Here is a 20,386-nt window from a genome sequence, read left to right as displayed (position 1 = left end):
GAAACGTGTAAGACATGTAGGTCAGGCTTGGCTTTTTATCCTGAGCACCTTGCACCTTAAAGCTGCAAGACCCAGGGCCGCCGCCCACATGTCCCTTCATCGACAATCACAATTTCAAAGAGCCACCGACAAGAAACAGCGGACAGTTGTCGTTCCCCGCTATTGCTATCGGGGGACATCTGTCCGTATCTGTTGGCGACCGGCTGGAGCGTGGCGTTTTCCGCCGCGCCCCGTCCGGTGAACAGGCCTCTAAGCCCCTCTCCGATTCGCGTCAACAACCTTTTTGCAATTTTGTTTCAAAAGTTGTTCGACACGCCGGGAGACCCCGAGGCCAGAAGGACGAAATGGTGAGCGAAAGCGCAGAATTCAAGGGTATTGGCACGAATGGCGAAAGCGCCGAGGCGTTTGGAAGCCGTGTCCGCAGCGCCGTAATCTGGCGTTCGGGCAGCCAGATCCTCGCGCAGATCATCACCTGGGCCTCGACTTTGCTCGTGATTCGACTGCTCGAACCGTCGGATTATGGCCTTTTCGCTATGACTCAGGTTGTTCTGTCGTTCCTCGCCTTCCTCAACGGCTGGGGATTCGCGAGCGCGCTCGTACAATCCGATTCGGTCGATCCGTTCCGAATCCGGCAGGCGTTCGGCCTGCTCCTGCTGCTCAATGCGCTGCTCGCCGCGATCCAGTTCTTCGGCGCGCCGTTCGCGGCGGCCTATTATGGCCAGCCGATGGTCGCCGACCTGCTTCGGGTACAGGCGCTGATGTTCCTCGCGACGCCCTTTATCGCGCTGCCCGAGGTGATGATGAGCCGCGCGCTCGATTTCCGGCGCCAGGCGATCGTCAATCTGCTCGCGGCGCTCGCAGGCGCGGGCACCGCCCTCGCCTGCGCGCTCGCGGGATATGGCGTGTGGACGCTTGTCTATGCGCCGATCGCCATGTTCTGGACGCGCGCGATCGGGCTGACGCTGGTGGCGCGGCTTCTCGTCTGGCCCAGCTTCAACTTCAAAGGCTGCGGACAGATCATCGGATTCGGTTCGGCCGTGTTGTTCAGCCAGCTTTTCTGGCTGGTGCAGAGCCAGTCGGACATCTTCATCGCCGGCGCGCGATTCGATGCGCATGCGCTCGGCCTTTATGCCGAGGCCTTGTTCCTCGCGCAGATATTCATGGCCAAGTTCGTGCCGCCGCTGAACGAGGTCGCCTTTCCCGCCTATTCGCGGATCAAGGGCGATATGGCCGCGGTGCGCTGGAGCTTCCTCAAGACGGTGCGGCTGCTGATGCTCGTCGCGGCGCCTTTCTATTGCGGGCTCGCGGTCGTCGCGGGGCCGATGATCGAGACATTGTTCGGCGCCAAATGGCTCGGCATGGTGCCCTATATCCAGCTCATCTCGCTCGCGCTGATCCTGATGACGGTGCAGATTCTCTTCGCCCCCGTCACCAACGCGCTCGGCAAGCCGTCGATCTCGATGGTCTCGGCGATGAGCGGCGCGCTTCTCTTTCCGGCCGCTTTCCTTGTGGGCGCGCAATGGGGATTGATCGGCATGGCGTGGGCGTGGCTGGTTGCGGCGCCGTTATTGCTGCTCGTCACCGCGCGCCTGTCGGCGCCGCTGATCGGCGTGACCCTATGGGATATTGCGCGCGCGATGCTGCCCGGACTCGCGCCGGCGCTGGTGATGGCCATCGGGGTCGGCTTTGCCTCGGAGGCGATCACGCCGCTCGGCCTCACGGCGCCGGTGCGACTCGCGGCGCTCGTGGCGCTGGGCGTGGCGCTTTATGGCGCGCTGCTCTGGCTGCTCGAGCGGGAGGCGATCGCCGAGGTGATAAGGCTGGTACTGCGCCGCCAGCCGCCGGCCGCCGAGGTCGCCGCTCAGGACGCTATATAGTCGCGCATCGCCGCGGCTTCGGCCTCGATGCGGTCGATGCGATATTTGACGAGGTCGCCGATCGATATGAATCCGACGAGTCGTCCGCCTTCGACGACGGGCAGATGGCGGATCCGGCGCTGGGTCATCTGCGACAGCGCGCCCATGACCGCGGTCCCCGGATCGCAGGTGACGGGCGATTTCGTCATCACCTCGTCGAGTTGGCGGTCGAGCGCCTCGGGGCCATAGGAGGACATGAGGCGGACAAGGTCGCGTTCGGAAAAAATGCCGACGATCGCCTCGCCTTCCATCACCGGCACCGCGCCGATGCGGTGCTGTGCGAGCAGGTCGAGCACCGCGCGAACCGTGTCTTCCTTTCGCGCCGAAATTACCGGGCCCGTGCGCCCGTGCAGGATCGCTCCGATCGTCATTCCATGCCGCTCCCATGCCGATTCTCTGGAAGACAAAGCCTATCATGATTCGCGGCAAAGCCGAAACGGCTGCCGTTCCATTCGCGCTTGGCCTTGGCGCCCGCTTGGTTCATGGAAGCCGCCATGGTCAAACGCTCCCCACTCGATAACAGCGACACGTCGAAGATCGCCTGGGCACGCTATCGCCGGCTGATGCGGGGCATGGCGCTGGTGTCGTTGCTCGCCGTCGTCGGCGCGCTCGGCTGGCTGCGCTTCACCATGGGCGAAGCGCTGACCATCCACATGATGATCGCCACCGCCGCGGGCGTCGGCCTGTCGGTCCTGCTCGGCGGCGCCTTGATGGGGCTTGTCTTCCTGTCGAGCGGCAGCGGCCACGACGAGGCGATCGAGGATCCTTTCGAAAACGACCCGGATATGAACCATGACCGATAAGCCCGCCCCTTCTTCTTCGGACTGCCCGCGCGACCCGATCCTGCGCGTCGTCCCGCGCCCCGCCGACATCAACGCCAACGGCCATATCTTCGGCGGCTGGGTGCTGAGCCAGATGGACATCGCCGGTGGCATCGTCGCCGGGCGCGAGGCGCAGGGCGCGGTCGCGACGGTCGCGATCGAGACGATGGAATTCATCGCGCCGATCCTGCTGCGCGACATCATCTCGATCTACGCGCATATCGAACGGCGCGGCCGCACTTCGCTCGCCATCCGGCTGGAAGTCATCGCGACGCGCGATCGCGGCGAGAATGAGGTGAAAGTGACCGAGGGCGTGTTCACCTTCGTCGCGCTCGACGAGAATCACAGACCGCGCCCGCTGCCACCCGTCTGACCGGCAATCAATCGCCCTTCATATTTTCCCGAAAGGTCAGAATAAGGCGGTCGTTTGCGGGCACAGACACGCGCCAGAACCAGCTGCTGCCACGCCGCTCCGCTCCCTCGGGTACGGGATCGAGCGCGAAAGGGATCGACAGTTCGACGTCTGCATCGACGGTGCGGTCATTGGTGATCGTCACCTCCCAATCGCGCCGCTTCGCCTCGCGGTCGGTTGTTTCGACGACGCGATATAGGACGCCGCTGCTGGCGCCGACTTCAAAATCGATGCGCTCGTCAACCGCCCTGTCCGCCGCGAACGCTTCGCCGACCAGCAGCCGGCGGCCGCCGACCTCCTCGAAAATCGCGACCTCGCCCGCGGGGAGGGCGAGGCCCAGCCCGTCGGACTTGCGATTCCACAGCCGCATCAGGATGCCCGCCGGCCGAAAGCGCTTCGGGTTCGACATGCCGACAAACGCCGAATAGAGCAGTTCATAGGTCACGCGATCCTGCACGATCAGCGCCACCTGCTTCTGCTGCTTCGCCGCGACGTCGGTGCGAAACGGCAGGCGATAATATTTGAGGTCGCCGAGATCCTCCGGCTTCGCCAGATAGTCCGAGTTGATGACCGACACGGCGATCGGCACGTCCATCAGGGGCTGGGACCGCCGCTGGGCCAAGACAAGTATCGCGTCGCTGATTTCCTCCGGATAGCCATATTGGGTTCCGCGCACCGGAATCACGTCGGGCAATGTCCAGAGCGGATGCGTGCTGGTGATGTCCATCGGCCAGCATTCGAGCCGCAGCGGCCCGGCATCGCTTTCGGGCGCTCCCGCGCTCGCCTGCTTTTCCAGCCGGCCGGCGATGACGTTGAGTTGCGCGCCGGGAAAGCTGGTAACCCCGCCGTTGGCAATGGTGATCCAGCCCGTCATCGCGAGGGTTTTTCCGTCGGCGCCGCGATCGGCGACATAATTTGCCACCCAGTCGAACCCTTCGGCCAGATAGAGCAGTTGCACCGTCACCGTCCGTGGCCGGTCGCTGACCACGAGCACCGACAGCGTCGGCTTTGCCGACAAATCCTTCGGCACGCCGCCGTACATCATCCGTTCGGGCAGCCCCGAACAGCCGAGCGCTTCATAGCCGTCCGCGGTCCGCACCAGGACGCCGCCGTTGGGACCGGCCTGGATGATCGCATCCTGACGGCGGGGCTTGCCGGTCGCGCGATCGGTGCGCTGTAGCGTCACGCGGCGTTTCAGATAGGCGTCGACGAGTCCCGCGGGCGACAAAAGCCGCGCATCGCGATTCTTTTCGATCACCCCATCCGGAAGACCGCCGATCACCGCGGTTTCGGGCAGCAGTCCTTCGGCCACGCCCTCGAACCGCACGACCGCCGTCCCGGCCGGCAAGGCTATTTTGCGCGTCTCGCTGATGAAAGCAAAGCCTTCGGGCCAGTCGGGATCGATGCCGACCGACGACCGGTCCGGTGCGCGATAGACGGTGACCGCGACATCTTCGATCGCCACCGACCGCACGATCGGTGGCGAGTCGTTCGCCCACGCTGGATTCGAAGCAGACCACAGCGCCAGCACCGCGAACGCCCAAGCCGTCCGCACGCGACTCGCGCCTTGGCTCACCCGTTCTTCAGCTTTTGCCGGAAAGTCTGGATCAGGCTGTCGTTGGCGGGCACCCGCACGCGCCACACCCAGCTGGTCCCGCGCCGCTCCCAATCCACCGGCTCGGGATCGATCGCAAAGGGGATCAGCATCTCGATCTCGGCGTCGAAGGGCCGCGCGTTGGTCAGCCGGACCTCCCACGTCTGAAATTCGCCCTTGGCGTCGCGATCCTTGATCTCCGCGCGAAACTGCACCGCCGGGCTCCGGCCGATGTCGTAATCGACGCGTTCGTCCTTGGCCTTGTCGCCGATCGGTGCTTCGCCAACGAGCAGGCGCTGCCCGCCGATGCTCTCGAACACCGCCGCAGTGCCGGCGGGAAGCGCCAACCCCAGCCCGTCCGATTCGCGATTCTGGACGCGGAGCCGCATCGTCAGCGGCTGCGGCGACCCGTTGATGTATAAGGTGCCCGCATAAAGCTGTTCGACCGCGACCTTGTCCTTCGCCAGCAACGCGACCTGCTTCTGCCCCTTTGCCGACACGTCGACGCGAAACGGGATGCGATAGAATTTGAGGTCGCCTAGATCCTCGGCCGGCGGCGGAGGCGGCGGGGGCGGCGGTGCCGGAGCGGCCACCGGCGCCGCCATCGCACGGGAAAAACCGCCCCGACGCCGCGCCGTCACAACCACCTCGGCCGCGGCATCTTCGTCGTAACGCTGCTCGAACTCGATGATCGGCGGCAGTTCCCACAAGGGGTGCGTGCTGGTGATATCCATCGGCCAGCATTTGAGAATCAGCGGCCCGGGCGTGCTGCGCGGCAGCGGCGGGCTGTACATCTTGTTCAGCCGGCCCGCGATGACGTTGAGCTGCGCCCCCGGGAAACTGGTGACCCCGCCGTTCGCGACGGTGATCCAGCCGGTCATGCCCAGCGTCTTCCTGTCGGCGCCGCGATCTGCGACATAATTGGCCGCCCAGTCGAACCCCTCGGCCAGATAGAGCAATTGCACCTTCACCGTCCGCGCCGCTTTGCTTTCGACCAGCACCGATAGCGTCGGCTTGGCGGACAAATCCTTGGGCACGCGGGGGTAGAGCATCCGTTCGGGAAGCCCCGAGCAGGCAAGCGCCTCGACCCCGGCCGCGGTCTGGACGATGACGCCGCCGTTCGGCCCCGCCTGGATCACCGCCTCCTGCTCGACGACCTTGCCGGTCGCGAGGTTGGTGCGCCGCAAGCTGACGCTGCGCTTGAGATAGGCGTCGACCAGCCCCGCCGGCGACAACAGCCGCGCGTCGCGATTCTTTTCGATCACCCCGCCCGGCAGCCCGCTCACCACCGCGGTTTCGGGAAGCAGCCCTTCGGCCACGCCCTCGAATCGCAGCACCGCCGTCCCGGCGGGCAGCGTCACGGTGCGGGTTTCGGTGATGAAGGCAAAGCCTTGCGGCCAGTTCGGATCGATCGGCCCGCCGCCGCGCGACGGCGCACGATAGACGGTGACCGCGGCATCGTCGATCTTCGCGGAAATCACGATCGGCGGTGTCTGCGCAAGCACCGGCAGCGGCGCCAGCAGCGCCGCTACCCACGCCAGCAGGGGCCCGGCCCGCATCGCGCGGCGCTCAGTAACGCGTGTCGAACGTGGCGGTCAATTCGACCTTGCCGTTCGCCGGCACCGGCACCTGCCATTCGACGCGGTCGGCGGAAACGCGCTCGCCCTTCAGGCTTTCGTCGCTGATGCGGACATCGCCATAAAGCCCGTCCTGCCCCACCAGCACCGTCACCGGCCCCGGCCGCGCGTTGGTGACGCTATATTTCATCTTGGTCACCCAGCGCGAATCGCCCTTGCGCGTGCGCGAGACGACCGTCGTCTGGACCTTCACGTCGAACGCATCGCCGGTGCGCAGCGACATCGCCGACCCCATCGGTGTGTGGTCGATGCGGTTTTCACCGATGAACTGCGGGTCGCCGCGCGCGTCGCGCATATAGACGCGGATCGTGCCGGCGGGCAGCTGGTCCCCCAGCCCGCCCTGCCGCGAGGTCGAAAAGCGCAGCACGCTGGCGGTGCTCACCGGGTCGTTGCTGCTGCCCAGCCAACGATTGACATATTCATAGGTCGACTGTGCGGGCGCGCCCTTCACGTCGAGGAAGCTCACCTGTTTCTGCTGCGCGTTGGCGATCGTCGTGCGCTGCGCGAGCGGATAGAGATAATAGTCGCCGAGCCGTTCGCGGTTGTTGCTTTCGGTCCCGGCGCTGTCCATCGCCCCCGTCATCTGGCGGAAACCGCCGCCCCCGCCCGGATTGCCCGCGACGAGCAAGGTGCGCGCGTTGGCGAAGGTCGTGCCGGTGCTGTTGGTCAGCGTCACCCAGCCCTGAATATCCATCGCCCCCTTCGCCGCGTCGAACAGCGCGACATAGTCGGCGGTCCAGCCGAGGTTGGGGGTAAGGTAGGAGAGGCGTGCGGGGACCGTGCCGGCATTGGCGGCATCGACCGTCACCGACAGCGTCGGGCGGGCGCGCAAATTGGGCGGCAGGCGGTCGAACACCGCGCGGACGGGCAGGCCGTCGTCGCGCAGCACCTCGATCCGCTCGCCGATCTGCAGCACGATGCCGCCGTTGGCGGCGAGCACCTTGGCACGCTCGGTGCGTTCGGCGCCGGTCGCGGGGTTGGTGCGGACGAGGGTGATCGACTGGCCGACCGCCTTGTCCATCAGCTTGTCGGGAGTGAGCAGGTCGAAATCGAAATTCTGTTCGACGATGGCGATGCCGGGACCCGACAGCGTCACCGTTTCGGGGCGGATACGCGCCGACACGTCGGGAAATTCGATGCGATTGCGCCCGCCCGTGACGCTGAGCTGGCGGTCGTCCTGCACGAGCGACTGGCCATTGTTATAGATGGTGACCGCGACATCGCCCTGGGCGTTGCCGGCCGCGCCATCCTGTGCGGCCGCGGGAAAGCCCGCCGATGCGCCCGCCAACATTGCCGGCACGCAAACCATTGCCAAAGCGCGCATAATCACCTCCCCGCCGATATTCCCGCGGGGAGGCTATGTCATGTCCCGATCAAAGGCTAGCGCGAAATCGCGGCGCCTATTCGGCGGCTTCGACCCCGGTGGTGCGCGTCGCGAGCGTGCGGCGCGCGCGGCGCGGCTTGGCGGCCGGCGCCTCGTCGGCCGCGTCCGTATCGACGTCGACGCTCCGTTCGGGGCGACCGATCGCCGGCGGCAGCGCGGCGCTGTCGATCCCGGCGTTGCCGCCATCGTCGCCAACATCGGCTTCGACCGGACGGGCACGGCGCGGGCCGCGGCGATTGGCGCGCGGCGCGGGGGCTTCTTCCCCGGTGGTTTCACCATTGCCACTGTCGTCACGGTCGCGTGCGTCGCTCCGGTCCTCGTCGCGATCGCGGCTCACCCGGTCCTGCGGCTGGCGATTGCCGCGATTGTCGTCGTCGCGGTCGCTGCGCGTATCGCGATTGCCGCGCGACTCGCGCTGACTCCGGTCGCTGCGGTCGTTCCGATCACCGCGCTCACCGTCATTGTCGCTGTCGCCGCGGTCGGTATCCATGTCGAGATCGCTGTCGTCATGGCCGTCGAAATCTTCGACGCCGCGAATTTCACGGCTACGGTCGTGGCTGCGTTCCTGCCCGTTCTGGGCGTTCTTTTCTTCCTGCCGGGCGCGAAAATCGCTCACGACGCGGAAATAATGATCGGCAAACTGCAGATAATATTCGGTCTGGACCCGATCGCCCGCAAGCTGCGCGTCGCGCGCGAGGTTGCGATATTTCTCGATCATCTGGGCACCGTTACCGCGCGCGCGGCTGTCGATGCGGTTCGCCTGGTCGACGCCACCGCGTCCGCCGGACTGCGACCGATTGCTATTATTGTTGTTGCTGTTGTTGTTGCGGCCGCGACGGCGACCGCTTTGCCGGTTGTTCATGTTCAACTGAGACATCCTGTCGATAAGCTAATAAGCTATGCCAACCCCTTTTGGCCGACCGCGCCATTTGCGCGTCGTGCCCGCGCTTCTTGCGCGGTCCTTGCCCTTTACCGCCTGCGCCGGACCCCACGGCCCAACACCAGCATCGTAAGTGGGAAGCAGACCCGCCGGACCAGTATCGATGCTTTGCATCGCCAAAGGGACCCTGATCAGGCCTGTGAGCCGCCCCTACCGCGCTTTGCGGTCGAAACCAAGCGAATTCTTGCGAGACGCGTCAGGCGCGGGTTAGCAACAGCGCCCTGTCGCGTCCTGCCAGATCCTGGCGGCATGCGACCGAAAAGCCCGCTGTTTCGGCGAGCCCGCTTACCGATATATGCTGCGTTGCCCCGATTTCAAGGATGGCTATGCCGCCCGGCGCCAAAAGGCGCGGCAGTTCGGGGATGATGCGGCGATAGTCGTCGAGACCGTCGGGACCGGCGAACAGCGCGCCCGGCGGCTCGTGGTCGGCGACGTCGGGCATCAGCGCCTCATCGTCCGCGATGTAGGGCGGATTGCAGAGGATTAGGTCGAACTGGCCGTCGAGCCCTGTCGCCCAATCGCCGACGCGAAATCGGGCACGCTCGTCCATTTCGAGGTCGCTCGCATTGTCCTCGGCGCAAGCGACCGCCTTCTCCAATTCATCGATCCCCAATCCGTGCGCCGCGGGCCATTGGGCCAGCGCGGCGAGGAGCAAAGTGCCGGGCCCTGTTCCGAGATCAAGTATGCGATCCGGACTGTCGGTGTCGAAATGATCGATCGCCGCCTCAATCAGCGTCTCGCTGTCGGGCCGCGGAATCAGCATGCCGGGGCCCACGATCAACCTGATCGTCCAGAAATCGCGATAGCCGACAATATAGGCGACGGGCTCGTGCTTCATTCGCCGTTCGATCAACCCGGCAAAGGCGGCCGGCACATCGAATCGCGCCGGGTCGAGCAGCAGTGCCTGTCGTTCGACGCCCAGTGCGTGCGCCATCAAGAGTTCGGCATCGAGGCGCGCGGTGTCGGACACCGCCGCGAGCCGCTGCGCCGCATCGCGCAGCGCGAAGGCGACGTCAGTCACCCAGCCCCGCCAGCCGCTGCGCCTGGTCCTCGGCGATCAGCGCGTCGATCAGCTCGTCCATCGCGCCTTCCAATATTTCGGGCAGGCGGTGGAGGGTCAGGTTGATACGGTGGTCGGTCACGCGGCCCTGCGGGAAATTATAGGTGCGGATGCGTTCGGAGCGGTCGCCCGACCCGACCATCGACTTGCGCGCCGACGCCTCGGCGCTGTGGATCTTCTCGCGCTCGAGGTCGTAAAGCCGCGCGCGCAGCACCTGCATCGCCTTCGCGCGATTCTTGTGCTGGCTGCGCTGATCCTGCTGGATCACAACGAGGCCGGTCGGGATATGGGTGATGCGGATCGCGCTGTCGGTCGTGTTGACGTGCTGGCCGCCGGCGCCGCTCGCGCGGTAAATATCGATCTTGAGGTCGCCGTCGTTGATCGCGACATCGACCTCTTCGGCCTCGGGCAGCACCGCGACGGTCGCGGCGCTGGTGTGGATGCGGCCCTGGCTTTCGGTCGCGGGGACGCGCTGGACGCGGTGCACACCGCTTTCGAACTTGAGCTTGGCGAAGACGCCCTGCCCCGTCACCGACGCGACGACTTCCTTGTAACCACCCATTTCGGCCTCGTTCGCCGAGATGACCTCGACCTTCCAGCCCTGCCCGTCGGCGTAGCGGCTGTACATGCGCAGCAGGTCGCCCGCGAACAGCGCCGCCTCGTCGCCGCCGGTGCCGGCACGGATTTCGAGCATCGCGGCGCGTTCGTCGGCGACATCCTTGGGGAGCAGCTGGAGTGCGAGATCGTGCTCGGCGGCGGGCAGCGCCTCCTCGACCGCGGCAATTTCCTCGGCCGCCATCGCCTTCATTTCGGGATCGGCGAGCATTTCGTTCAGCGAGACGATTTCACCGCGCAGCCGCACGACCTCGCGCGCCGCGGTCGCGACGGGTTCGAGCTCGGCGAACTCCTTCGACGCCGCAACGAAATCGGCGGGCGCCATATCGCCCGTCGCCATGCGCGCTTGCAACGCGGCGTGGCGTTCGATGATGGCGTCGATCTGTCTTTCGGAAACGTTGGTCATGCGATTGCCCTAACCTCGTCATTCCCGCGAAGGCGGGAATCCCGCTTGGGGGCGGCTTGGCAACGCGAGGGTCGAAAGCGGGATCCCCGCCTTCGCGGGGATGACGACGAATAGAACATCAGCTATTTTCCAGCGTGCGAATGGTCTGGCTGGCCACAATCGTCAACTCGTCGTCGCCACGCATATTGGCGTAGGAGACGCCATCGCGCGTACCGATCGCAATCAGCGCTCGCGCAGGAATCTTCGCCGCCTTGTCGAAACGCTTGCGCGGCGAACCGCTTGCGACGATTTCGGTCGCAAAGCCGCGATTGCGTAACGCCGCGAGCGTCTTCATCGCGAGTGCCAGTTGGCCATCGTCCTCAACCGCGATCACGAAGGCAAGCCGATTGTCGATCACATCGTCGGCGACCAACATCGCCAGCCGCTCGATCCCCGCCGCCCAGCCAACCGCCGCCGTCGGCGGCCCGCCGAGCGCCTCGATCAGCCCGTCATAGCGTCCGCCGCCGAGCACCGTGCCTTGCGCACCCAAGCGGTCGGTGACGAACTCAAACGCGGTGTGGCGATAATAGTCGAGTCCGCGCACGAGCCGCGCATTGCGCTCCCAAGCGACGCCCGCGGCGTCGAGGCCGGCGGTGACGGCGCCGAAGAAATCCTGCGCCTCGCTCGTGAGGAACGCGTCGATGTCGGGCGCGCTGTCGGCGATCGGGCGGTCTTTCGGGTCCTTGCTGTCGAGGATGCGGAGCGGGTTCTTGTCGAGCCGCGCGAGGCTGTCTTCGGACAGATCGCCGCGATGCGCTTCGAAATGCTCGACGAGCGCCGCGCGCCACGCGTCGCGGCTCTCGGCATCGCCGAGCGTGTTGAGCGTCAGCGTCACGCCTTCCGATATGCCCAGCTCCTTGAGCAACTGATCGGCAAACACCAGCAGTTCGGCGTCGGCAAGCGGACTGTCGCTGCCGATCACCTCGGCGTCGAGCTGGTGGAACTGGCGATAACGCCCCTTTTGCGGGCGCTCGTAGCGGAACAGCGGACCGTGGGTCGCGACCTTCAGCGGCGCGAACTGTTGCCAGCCGTTGGTGATATAGGCGCGCGCGATGCCCGCGGTGAATTCGGGGCGCAGCGTGATCGATTCGCCGCCGCGGTCCTCGAACGAATACATTTCCTTCGACACGACATCGGTCGTCTCGCCCAGCGAGCGCGCGAACACCGCGGTCGGCTCGATCACCGGCACTTCGATCCGCTTGTAGCCATAGAGGCGGCGCACCCGCTCGAACGTGTCGACGACATGCGCGAAGCGGTCGGCGAAATCACCGAGCATGTCCTGGGTGCCGCGCACAGCCTGCGGCGTCGGGATTTTGGCGGATTTGTCCTTGCTCATGGCGGCGGCGTCTAATGCTTTTTGGTCGAAAGGCAAAGTGCGCTTGCAGAGCGGCGGCTGGACGTTGCGGACATTTGGCGGCAGAGAAACCGCCATGAAAATTGCACTGCTCGCCGCAACGGCCCTGATCGCCGCCCCCGTCGCTTATGCCCCGACCGCGTTGGCACAAGACGGCAACAGCCGCCCGCAACCGGTCGTCCAGCCGCTGACCATCCCGCTGCCCGCGGACAAGCCCTATCCGGGCACGATGCAGCTCAAGGTCGACGCGACCGACTTTGCGCGCGGCATCTTTCATGTTCGCCAGACAATTCCCGTCGCCAAGTCGGGCAAGCTGACGTTGCTCTACCCCGAATGGCTGCCCGGCAAGCACGCCCCGCGCGGCGCGATCGCCGAGGTGGCGGGCTTCAAGGCTAGCGCCGGCGGCAAGCCGCTGACCTGGACGCGCCAGCCGACCGACGTCTATGCCTTCGATGTCGACGTGCCCGCGGGCGCGAAGAGCATCGACGTCGCTTTCGACTTCCTGTCGCCGACGCGCACCAGCGAGGGCCGCGTCGTCGTCACCCCGGCGATGATGAACCTGCAATGGGAACAGGTCAGCCTGTATCCCGCGGGCTATTTCACCCGCGCGATCCCGGTGCAGCTCGAGGTCACGCTGCCCGACGGCTGGACCGGCGCCGCGGCGCTCGACGGGCTGAAGGTATCGGGAAACCGCTACAGTTTTGCGCCGACAAATTATGAGGTGCTGGTCGACAGCCCGATGTTCGCGGGGAAATATTATCGCAAATGGGACCTCGGCCAGAATGTCACGCTGAACGTCGTCGCCGACGAGGCCAAATATCTGGCGGCCACCCCCGACCATATCGCGCGCCACGCCGCGCTGGTGTCCGAAGCCGTCGCGCTGTTCGGCGTGCGGCATTTCGACCGCTATGAGTTCCTGCTCGCGCTCAGCGACGATCTCGGCGGCATCGGGCTCGAGCATCATCGCAGCAGCGAGAACAGCCGCAATCCCGACTATTTCACCGAATGGGACGAAAATGACAGCGAACGCGGGCTGTTGCCGCACGAGCTGACGCACAGCTGGAACGGCAAGTATCGCCGCCCCGACAAATTATGGACCCCCGATTATCGCACGCCGATGCAGGACAATCTGCTGTGGGTCTATGAAGGCCAGACGAGTTTCTGGGACCTCGTCCTCGCCGGCCGGTCGGGGATGCAGTCGAAGGATATGGTGCTCGCCGAATGGGCGACCAACGCGGCGAATTACAGCGCCCAGCCGGGGCGCAGCTGGCGCTCGGTCGAAGATACGACACTCGACCCGGTCATCGCGGCGCGCAAGCCCAAGCCCTTCGCCAGCTGGTCGCGCGGCGAGGATTATTACAACGAAGGATCGCTCGTCTGGCTCGAAGCTGACATGCTGATCCGCGGCGCGACGAACAACGCCAAAAGCCTCGACGATTTCGCGCGCGCCTTTTTCGGCGGCCGCGAGGGCGATTGGGGCCAGAACACTTATGATTTCGACGATGTCGTCGCCGCGCTGAACGCCGCCCATCCTTACGACTGGGCGAGCTTCCTGCGCGAAAGGCTCCAGAATCCGGGACAGGCCGCCCCCGTCGCGGGGATCGAGCGCGCCGGATACCGGCTGGTGTGGCGCGATGCCCCCAATGTCTATGACCGCGACCGCATGGCGCAGGCAAAGAATCTCGACCTCACCCATTCGCTGGGACTGACCGTCGACAAGGACGGCATCGCCGGCGCGATCCTGTGGGACGGCCCCGCGTTCCGCGCCGACATCGTCAACGGCACGAAAATCGTCGCGGTCGACGGCACCAGCTATAGCAAGGACCGCCTCGAAAGCGCGATTCGCGCCGCGACCGACGGCAAGACGCCGGTGCGGCTGCTCGTCGAGCGCGGCGGGCGCTATCGCCAGATCGAGATCGACTATCACGGCGGGCTGCGCTGGCCGCACCTCGAAAAAAGTGCCAGTGGCCCCGACTGGTTCGATCGGCTATTGGCGCCGCGCCGCCAGCTGTGAAAGATTCGGCGGAGAACAGAATGAAGGACTCCACTCTCCCATGCGCATCGACCTGATCCCCGCCGGTGATAGCCCGCCCGACAGCCTCAACGTCCTGATCGAAGTTCCGATCGGCGGCGAACCGGTGAAATATGAATTCGACAAGGCGAGCGGCGCATTGTTCGTCGACCGCTTCCTGCACACGCCGATGCGCTATCCCGCCAATTACGGTTTCGTCCCGCACACGCTGGGCGAGGATGGCGATCCGCTCGACGCCCTCGTCGTCGCGCGCTCGCCGATCGTCGCGGGCGCGGTGGTCAAGTGCCGCCCGATCGGCGTGCTGATGATGGAAGACGATGCCGGCGGCGACGAAAAGCTGCTGTGCGTCCCCGTCAACAAGACCTTTCCCTATTATGCCGATGTCGCGAGCTACACCGACATGCCGCCGATCGTGCTCCAGCAGATCGAACATTTCTTCACCCATTATAAGGATCTCGAACCCGGCAAATGGGCCAAGCTCAACGGCTGGGGTGACGTCGACGAGGCAAAGCGCATCATCGTCGAGTGCATCGAGCGCGCGAAGAAAACCGGTTTTTAACAGATTCCTCATTGGATCGTCATTCCGGCGAAGGCCGGGATGACGGTACCAATTAAGATCATTCTTTGCCCTCGTCCGGCGCCCCGACAAAATGCACGTCCTGCCGCGGATAGGGGATACGGATTCCCGCTTCCTTGAAGCGATCCCAGATGCCGAGGAACACCTCGCCCTGGATGTTGCCGAGCCCCGCCTCAGGGTCCGAAATCCAGTAGCGGAGCTCATGCTCGACCGCGCGTTCGCCGAACGCCGTGATCCACACCGCGGGTTCGGGCTCGTTCAGGATGCGCGGATTGGTCGTCGCCGCCTCGATCATCAGCCGCTGCGCGAGTCGCAAATCGCAGTCGTAACCGACGGGCACGCGCATCCGCACGCGCACCTCGGGGCTGGCGTAGCTCCAATTCTCGACCGGCTGCGTCATCAAGAGCTCGTTCGGGATCAGATGCTTCTTGCCGTCGCGGGTGACGACATTGACCGCGCGCACGCCGATCTTGGCGACGCGTCCGACGTTGGGAACCCCGTTCGCCGCCGCCGATCCGCCCATGCTGCTGCCGTCGCCGACGACGATGATGTCGCCGGGCTTGATCGAGCGGTCCATGAGCAGGATGATCCCGGCAATCAGATTGCCAACGGTTTTTTGCAGGCCGAAACCGATCGCAAGCCCCGCGGCACCCGAGAAGACCGCAAGCGCGGTCAGGTCGATGCCGAGCAGGTCGATGCCGAATAGCAGCGCGAGCGTGAACAGCGCGATCGCGATCAGCTTTTCGGTGAGCAGCCGCTGCGTCTGGTCGATATGCGTGTTGCGGCGGAGCAGCCATTTGATCGCGCGCAGCACCAGCTTGACCGCGATGTAGAGCAGGACCGCGACGACGATCGTCGAAAAGAGGCTGTAGAGCGAGAGGCGGTAGGCGCCGACGTCGAGGCCGATCGCCTTCATCACCGCGACGGTGCCGTCGATCCCCTCGCGAAGACCGCCGCGGACATTCATATCGCCGCGAAACCGCGCTCGAGATCGGCGATCAGGTCGGCCGTATCCTCGAGCCCGATCGACAGCCGCACCAGCGGGTCGGGATCGGTCCATGCTCTCGCGGTGCGGATGGCCGCGGGGTTGCTGGGGACGACAAGGCTTTCATAGCCGCCCCAGCTGAAACCGATACCGAACAGCGACAGCGCTTCGATGAAACGCGCGCGGCCGGCATCGTCGGCACCCATCAGCGTGAAACCGAACAAGCCGCTCGTCCCCGCGAAATCGCGCGACCAGATCGCATGGCCCGGGTCGGTCGGCAGTGCGGGATGCAGCACCCGGCCGACATCGGCCCGCGCCGCCAGCCAGCGCGCGACCGCGAGGCCATTCTCACCGTGCCGTTGCATCCGGACATCGAGCGTGCGGAGACCGCGTAGCATCAGCGCGCAATCGTCGGGCGAAACCGACAGGCCGAGCTGGTAGGTCGCCTGCCGAAGCCGCGGCCAGATCGCTTTGGTCGCGGTCAGCGACCCCATCATCGCGTCGCTATGCCCACCGACATATTTGGTGAGGCTCATCATCGTCACATCGATGCCCTGCGCCAGCGCGGGGAAGAGCAACGGCGTCGCCCAGGTATTATCGAGCATCGTCAGCACCCCGCGTGTCCGCGCGACCCCGACGATCGCGGGGACATCCTGCACCTCAAAGGTCAGGCTGCCCGGCGATTCGAGGAAGATCAGCCTTGTTTGCGGGGTGAGAAGGTCGGCAATCCCCGCGCCGACCAGCGGATCATAATAGGTCGTCGAGACGCCAAGGCGCGCGAGCATGCCGTCGCAGAACGACCGCGTCGGTTCATAGGCGCTGTCGACCATCAGCAGATGATCGCCCGGCGACAGCAGCGCGAGCAGCCCCGCCGAAATCGCGGCAACCCCCGATGGATAGAGCAAGGTGCCCTCCGCCCCCGGCTCCATTTCGGTCAACGCGTCGGCGAGCGCCCACACCGTCGGCGTGCCGCGGCGGCCATAATAAAGCTTGTCGTGCGTCGCATGCCCGCGCGCCTTGAGGTCGGCGATATTGTCGTAAAGGATCGTCGAGGCGCGCCACACCGGCGGATTGACGACACCGCCGCCCAGCCGCGGGTCGCCGGTCCATTCGGGCCGGCGACCACCCTGCACCAAGCGAGTGGCAGGGCGACGTTTGTCCTTATCCTTGTCCGTCGGGCCGGCCACCGGGGTGTCAGGCCGCGCCGGTCGCCTTGGGCGTCGCGGGATCGGCGCCCCATTCGACCCAGCTGCCGTCATAGACGGCGACATCGTCCTTGCCGAGCAGGTGCGCGCCGAAGGCAACGACCGTCGCGGTCATGCCGGTCCCGCAGGTCGCGACGAGTGGCTTGTCGAGGTCGATCCCCGCCGCATCGAAAGCGGCCTTCAGTGCATCGCCCTGCTTCCACGTGCCGTCGGCATTGAACAGCTCGCCGTGCGGCAGGCTGCGCGAACTCGGGATATGGCCGGGTGCGAGGCCGGGGCGCGGATCGCGCTCTTCGCCGGTGAAACGCGCGGCCGGACGCGCGTCGACGACCTGTTCGACGGCGCTGTCGACGTTCGCCAGCATCTGTTCCTTGGTGCGCACCGCCTTGGCGTCGCGCCAGACGGTGAAGTGGCGGTGGCGCAGCGCCTGCTTGCCCATTTCGAGCGCGCGGCCTTCGGCCTTCCACTTCGCGAGGCCGCCGTCGAGCAGCGCGACGTCGTGGGCGCCGAACAGCTTCAGCAGCCACCAGGCGCGCGCCGCGCTTTTCAGCGGGCTGTCGTCATAGAGCACGATGCGGCTGCCATCGCCGAGGCCGAGCGACTGCATGCGGCTGGCGAATTTTTCGGCCTGCGGCGCCATATTCTCGACCTCGTTCGACGCGTCGGTCAGCTCGGCGAGGTCCATGAAGACCGCGCCGGTTATGTGCCCCGCCTCATATTCGGCGCGCGCATCGCGTCCGGCGTCGGCCATGAATTTCGTCGCGTCGACGACCCGCAGGTCCGACGCCCCCAGTTCGCGTTCCAGCCAGTCGGTTGAGACCAAGGCGTCCATGTCATGCTCCTGTTGCGACCGATCGGGAACTTTTTTGCCTGTCCCTCGCCCGGCCTCCTGCTGTGGCTCTGTTTCCTGGGGATCATCAGCCTATGCCCCCACCTGCCCTTTTTCAAGCGCGGTGGCGCTGTGCCTCAGCCGATGGTGCGCCGCAACAAAAAAGCGGCAGATATGCTATTGGCTGCGCTTGATCGCGGTCGCGCGCGCGCCGGGCCGGTCGACCATGTAGGACGCGCGGTCGAGCGGCAGCGGCGCGAGCTTGTCGCTACCGCTCGTGCCCTGCTCACGGCCGAGGACAAAGCTGCCTGCATTCTGGCCAAAGGCTTCGCCTTCGCCGTCCCAGTGATAGGTCACGTCGAACGCCATCACGGGGACCAGCATGGGTTTTCCGCCGATCATCAGCGGCTCGATCGCGGCGCGCGGCAGCATGACCTCGGTCGACAATTCCTCGCCGGCGCCGACGGCGAGAGCCATGTCGTCGCGCAATATGCTGCCGCCCGCGCCGTCGAAAAAGCGGCCAAGCACCGCCTCTGGCATCGCCGATCCCTGGTTCAGCGCGATGCGGACCATCAGACCGGTGGCGGGCAACGCGCCCTGGTTTACGAGGTTGAGCGCAAAGCCCACCGCGACATGATCGGGCGCGAAGCGGATGGTGCGGACCTCGAGCGCCATGCCGACCAGCGCGCGCTGCTCGCCAGCGGCACGCGTGACGAGCGGCGACGCCGGGCGCTGCTCGTCGCGAACGACGGGCTGAACCGGCGCCAGAGCGGGACGCGGGGCGGCGGGCCCTGAAGGCGGGATGGTGGCACGCGGCGCGGCGGGCGGCGCCGCGGGGCGGGGCGCCTCCTCGACCTCGTCGACGGCCGGTCCCGCGAACGCCATACGGCGGCGCCAATACCAGAGGCCCGCGCCGAGCGCGGCGAGCGCCGCAGCTATCCAGGCCCAGAGCGGCGTGCCTGCGTCCACGCTCGCCGGCGCCGCGGCGGCTGGAACGTCATCGACGGCGGGCGGCGCGACATCGGTCGGTACGACGGTGCCGGGCTGCAGCGGCGGCAACGCCGCGCTGTCCTGCCCAGCCGGTTGTGCAGAGGTCGTATTATCACGTGCAGGCGCGGCGCGCGACGCGGCGGATGCCGGTGTGTCGCGGCGCGCCGGCGTCGGCGCGGGCGTCGCCGTGGTCGGCTGCGTCGGGATGACCCGGGGCGGAGCGGGGGATGGCGCCGGCGTCGGTGTCGGCTGCTGCGGACCGCGCCGCTCGCCCGGTGCGATGGGCGGCAAGCCGTTGTCCGACGGCCCCTGAACGCCCGGGGTGCGGCCTTCGTCAGCAGGGGGAAGGCGGAAATCGAGCGGACGGGTAGAGGATGGCGCGGGCGTCGGCGTGCCCGTGTCCTGCGCTTGTCCCGGCACAGCGCCCGCCATCGACAGGGCAAGCGCCATCAACGGCAGCGATGCCGCTTTGCTTCCCTGCCCCTTCTTCCCGTCCGTCATTCTTCTTTCGCGATCCCGAATTGTTCGATTTGGCCCCGCGCCGCTGAATTGGCGCTGAACCCGGCCGTTCCATCCAACGAGGTCGGTGACATCGGCCGCGCTGCGCACTAGAGCCTTTCCATGACCGATTCTACCCCTACCCCACTGATGCCGAAACATCTCGGCCAATCCAGCGAACTGCCTGCCTCGCCCGCGCAGGCAGGGCTCGATTATGTCCCCAATCCGCGCGCCGGCGAGCTTTATCTCGTGCGCTTCGCCGCGCCCGAGTTCACCTCGCTCTGCCCGGTGACCGGCCAGCCCGATTTCGCGCATCTGGTGATCGACTATGCGCCCGGCGAGACAATCGTCGAATCAAAGAGCCTGAAGCTCTTCCTCGGCAGTTTCCGCAACCATGCGGGGTTCCACGAGGATTGTACCGTCGGTATCGGCCGCCGCCTGTTCGACGAAATGCAGCCGCGCTGGCTCCGCATCGGCGGTTACTGGTATCCGCGCGGCGGCATCCCGATCGACGTTTTCTGGCAGTCGGGTGCCCCGCCGGCGGATCTGTGGCTCCCCGACCAGGGCGTCGCGCCGTATCGCGGTCGGGGGTGACGGCAGGCCGGTGCCCTTTCTGCGCGACAATGAAGATTCATCTTTCCGTCACAAAATATTGACATTAGTGTCAGCGATATGACCGCCGCCTCGCTCCCGCACGATCACGACATCAAAGTCGGTTCCGACCAGATCGATTTCATGGGCCATGTGAACAACGCCCATTATCTGAGCTGGGTGCAGGACGCGGTGCTGTCGCACTGGCGCCACATCGCGCCGCCCGAGGCGGTGGCGCAGCATCTGTGGGTCGCGCTGAAGCACGAGATCACCTATCGCCGCCCGGCGTTCCTCGATGACCAGGTCATCGCGACCGTGATCCTCGAAAAGGTACAGGGCGCGCGCGCTTTTTACGAAACGATCATCAAGCGGGGCGAGGATGTGCTGGCCGAGGTGAAGTCAAGCTGGTGCTGCATCGACGCCGAAACGCTACGCCCCGCGCGGCTCGCGAGCGATGTGATCGCGCGCTTCTTCCCGGCCGAGAAGGTTTAAGCGTAGGCG

Annotated in this window: 19 protein-coding genes; 7 read left to right on the top strand and 12 right to left on the bottom strand. The window is 66.0% G+C overall.

The features are described from left to right. The first annotated feature begins 344 nt into the window (after window positions 1-344). Entirely contained in the window at window positions 345-1,877 is a 1,533-nt protein-coding gene (locus V6M50_RS15345) for a lipopolysaccharide biosynthesis protein (protein WP_332819443.1), read from the top strand. Here the strand turns inward: V6M50_RS15345 and V6M50_RS15340 are convergent. Then, window positions 1,862-2,287, bottom strand: coding sequence for a CBS domain-containing protein (locus tag V6M50_RS15340; protein ID WP_332819442.1), 426 nt, complete (start codon window positions 2,285-2,287; stop codon window positions 1,862-1,864). The two genes, V6M50_RS15345 and V6M50_RS15340, sit on opposite strands and share 16 nt — an antisense overlap. A gap of 123 nt (window positions 2,288-2,410) precedes the next feature. Between V6M50_RS15340 and V6M50_RS15335 the strand changes: the two genes are divergently transcribed. Together V6M50_RS15335 and V6M50_RS15330 are read left to right on the top strand one after the other, a co-directional pair. Further along, window positions 2,411-2,719: a hypothetical protein gene (locus tag V6M50_RS15335; protein WP_332819441.1), complete on the top strand. Its 309-nt coding sequence runs from the start codon at window positions 2,411-2,413 to the stop codon at window positions 2,717-2,719. Next, window positions 2,709-3,110 (top strand): acyl-CoA thioesterase, encoded by a 402-nt coding sequence (locus tag V6M50_RS15330; protein WP_332819440.1) that lies wholly within the window; start codon window positions 2,709-2,711, stop codon window positions 3,108-3,110. The genes V6M50_RS15335 and V6M50_RS15330 overlap by 11 nt, the downstream gene beginning before the upstream one ends. A gap of 7 nt (window positions 3,111-3,117) precedes the next feature. Here the strand turns inward: V6M50_RS15330 and V6M50_RS15325 are convergent, their stop codons facing one another. The 7 genes from V6M50_RS15325 to hisS all read right to left on the bottom strand — a co-directional run bounded on the left by V6M50_RS15325 (window position 3,118) and on the right by hisS (window position 12,160). Beyond that, window positions 3,118-4,704 carry a DUF4139 domain-containing protein gene (locus V6M50_RS15325; RefSeq protein WP_332819439.1) on the bottom strand — a complete coding sequence of 529 codons (1,587 nt, stop codon included), beginning with the start codon at window positions 4,702-4,704 and terminating at the stop codon, window positions 3,118-3,120. A gap of 17 nt (window positions 4,705-4,721) precedes the next feature. Further along, a complete protein-coding gene (locus V6M50_RS15320) occupies window positions 4,722-6,302 on the bottom strand; it encodes a DUF4139 domain-containing protein (protein ID WP_332819438.1) in 1,581 nt (526 codons plus the stop codon). Between the two features lie 10 nt (window positions 6,303-6,312). Next, window positions 6,313-7,671, bottom strand: a complete 1,359-nt coding sequence (locus tag V6M50_RS15315) for a DUF4139 domain-containing protein (RefSeq protein WP_443030530.1) — start codon at window positions 7,669-7,671, stop codon at window positions 6,313-6,315. 109 nt (window positions 7,672-7,780) lie between these two features. Beyond that, complete coding sequence (locus V6M50_RS15310) at window positions 7,781-8,626, bottom strand: DUF4167 domain-containing protein (protein ID WP_332819447.1); 846 nt, start codon at window positions 8,624-8,626, stop codon at window positions 7,781-7,783. A gap of 274 nt (window positions 8,627-8,900) precedes the next feature. Then, complete coding sequence (prmC, locus tag V6M50_RS15305) at window positions 8,901-9,725, bottom strand: peptide chain release factor N(5)-glutamine methyltransferase (RefSeq protein WP_332819436.1); 825 nt, start codon at window positions 9,723-9,725, stop codon at window positions 8,901-8,903. Further along, a complete protein-coding gene (gene prfA / locus V6M50_RS15300) occupies window positions 9,718-10,785 on the bottom strand; it encodes a peptide chain release factor 1 (RefSeq protein WP_332819435.1) in 1,068 nt (355 codons plus the stop codon). The genes prmC and prfA overlap by 8 nt, the downstream gene beginning before the upstream one ends. A gap of 118 nt (window positions 10,786-10,903) precedes the next feature. Continuing rightward, entirely contained in the window at window positions 10,904-12,160 is a 1,257-nt protein-coding gene (gene hisS / locus V6M50_RS15295; protein ID WP_332819434.1) for a histidine--tRNA ligase, read from the bottom strand. 94 nt (window positions 12,161-12,254) lie between these two features. Here hisS and V6M50_RS15290 point away from each other — a divergent pair, with 94 nt between their 5' ends. Together V6M50_RS15290 and ppa are read left to right on the top strand one after the other, a co-directional pair. Then, window positions 12,255-14,192, top strand: a complete 1,938-nt coding sequence (locus tag V6M50_RS15290; protein ID WP_332819433.1) for a M61 family metallopeptidase — start codon at window positions 12,255-12,257, stop codon at window positions 14,190-14,192. A gap of 40 nt (window positions 14,193-14,232) precedes the next feature. Continuing rightward, the gene (ppa, locus tag V6M50_RS15285; RefSeq protein ID WP_332819432.1) at window positions 14,233-14,769 is read left to right on the top strand and encodes an inorganic diphosphatase; all 537 of its coding nucleotides are present in this window, start codon (window positions 14,233-14,235) and stop codon (window positions 14,767-14,769) included. 58 nt (window positions 14,770-14,827) lie between these two features. Here ppa and V6M50_RS15280 read toward each other — a convergent pair whose 3' ends face one another. The 4 genes from V6M50_RS15280 to V6M50_RS15265 all read right to left on the bottom strand — a co-directional run bounded on the left by V6M50_RS15280 (window position 14,828) and on the right by V6M50_RS15265 (window position 19,297). Continuing rightward, window positions 14,828-15,754, bottom strand: a complete 927-nt coding sequence (locus V6M50_RS15280; protein WP_332819431.1) for a mechanosensitive ion channel family protein — start codon at window positions 15,752-15,754, stop codon at window positions 14,828-14,830. After that, a complete protein-coding gene (metC, locus tag V6M50_RS15275; RefSeq protein ID WP_443030528.1) occupies window positions 15,751-16,959 on the bottom strand; it encodes a cystathionine beta-lyase in 1,209 nt (402 codons plus the stop codon). The genes V6M50_RS15280 and metC overlap by 4 nt, the downstream gene beginning before the upstream one ends. 7 nt (window positions 16,960-16,966) lie before the next feature. Next, window positions 16,967-17,809 carry a 3-mercaptopyruvate sulfurtransferase gene (gene sseA / locus V6M50_RS15270; protein ID WP_332819429.1) on the bottom strand — a complete coding sequence of 281 codons (843 nt, stop codon included), beginning with the start codon at window positions 17,807-17,809 and terminating at the stop codon, window positions 16,967-16,969. A gap of 174 nt (window positions 17,810-17,983) precedes the next feature. Next, window positions 17,984-19,297: a hypothetical protein gene (locus V6M50_RS15265; RefSeq protein ID WP_332819428.1), complete on the bottom strand. Its 1,314-nt coding sequence runs from the start codon at window positions 19,295-19,297 to the stop codon at window positions 17,984-17,986. A 120-nt stretch (window positions 19,298-19,417) separates the two neighbouring features. Here V6M50_RS15265 and queF point away from each other — a divergent pair, with 120 nt between their 5' ends. Further along, the gene (gene queF / locus V6M50_RS15260) at window positions 19,418-19,888 is read left to right on the top strand and encodes a preQ(1) synthase (RefSeq protein WP_332819427.1); all 471 of its coding nucleotides are present in this window, start codon (window positions 19,418-19,420) and stop codon (window positions 19,886-19,888) included. 78 nt (window positions 19,889-19,966) lie between these two features. Continuing rightward, on the top strand, window positions 19,967-20,377 hold the full coding sequence (locus tag V6M50_RS15255) for an acyl-CoA thioesterase (protein ID WP_332819426.1): 411 nt from the start codon (window positions 19,967-19,969) through the stop codon (window positions 20,375-20,377). Window positions 20,378-20,386 lie beyond the last annotated feature (9 nt).

It is taken from the genome of Sphingopyxis sp., assembly GCF_036675685.1.
Lineage (GTDB): Bacteria > Pseudomonadota > Alphaproteobacteria > Sphingomonadales > Sphingomonadaceae > Sphingopyxis.
Note: the sequence above shows the minus strand (reverse complement) of the source record. Positions and strands in the feature narration are given on the sequence as shown.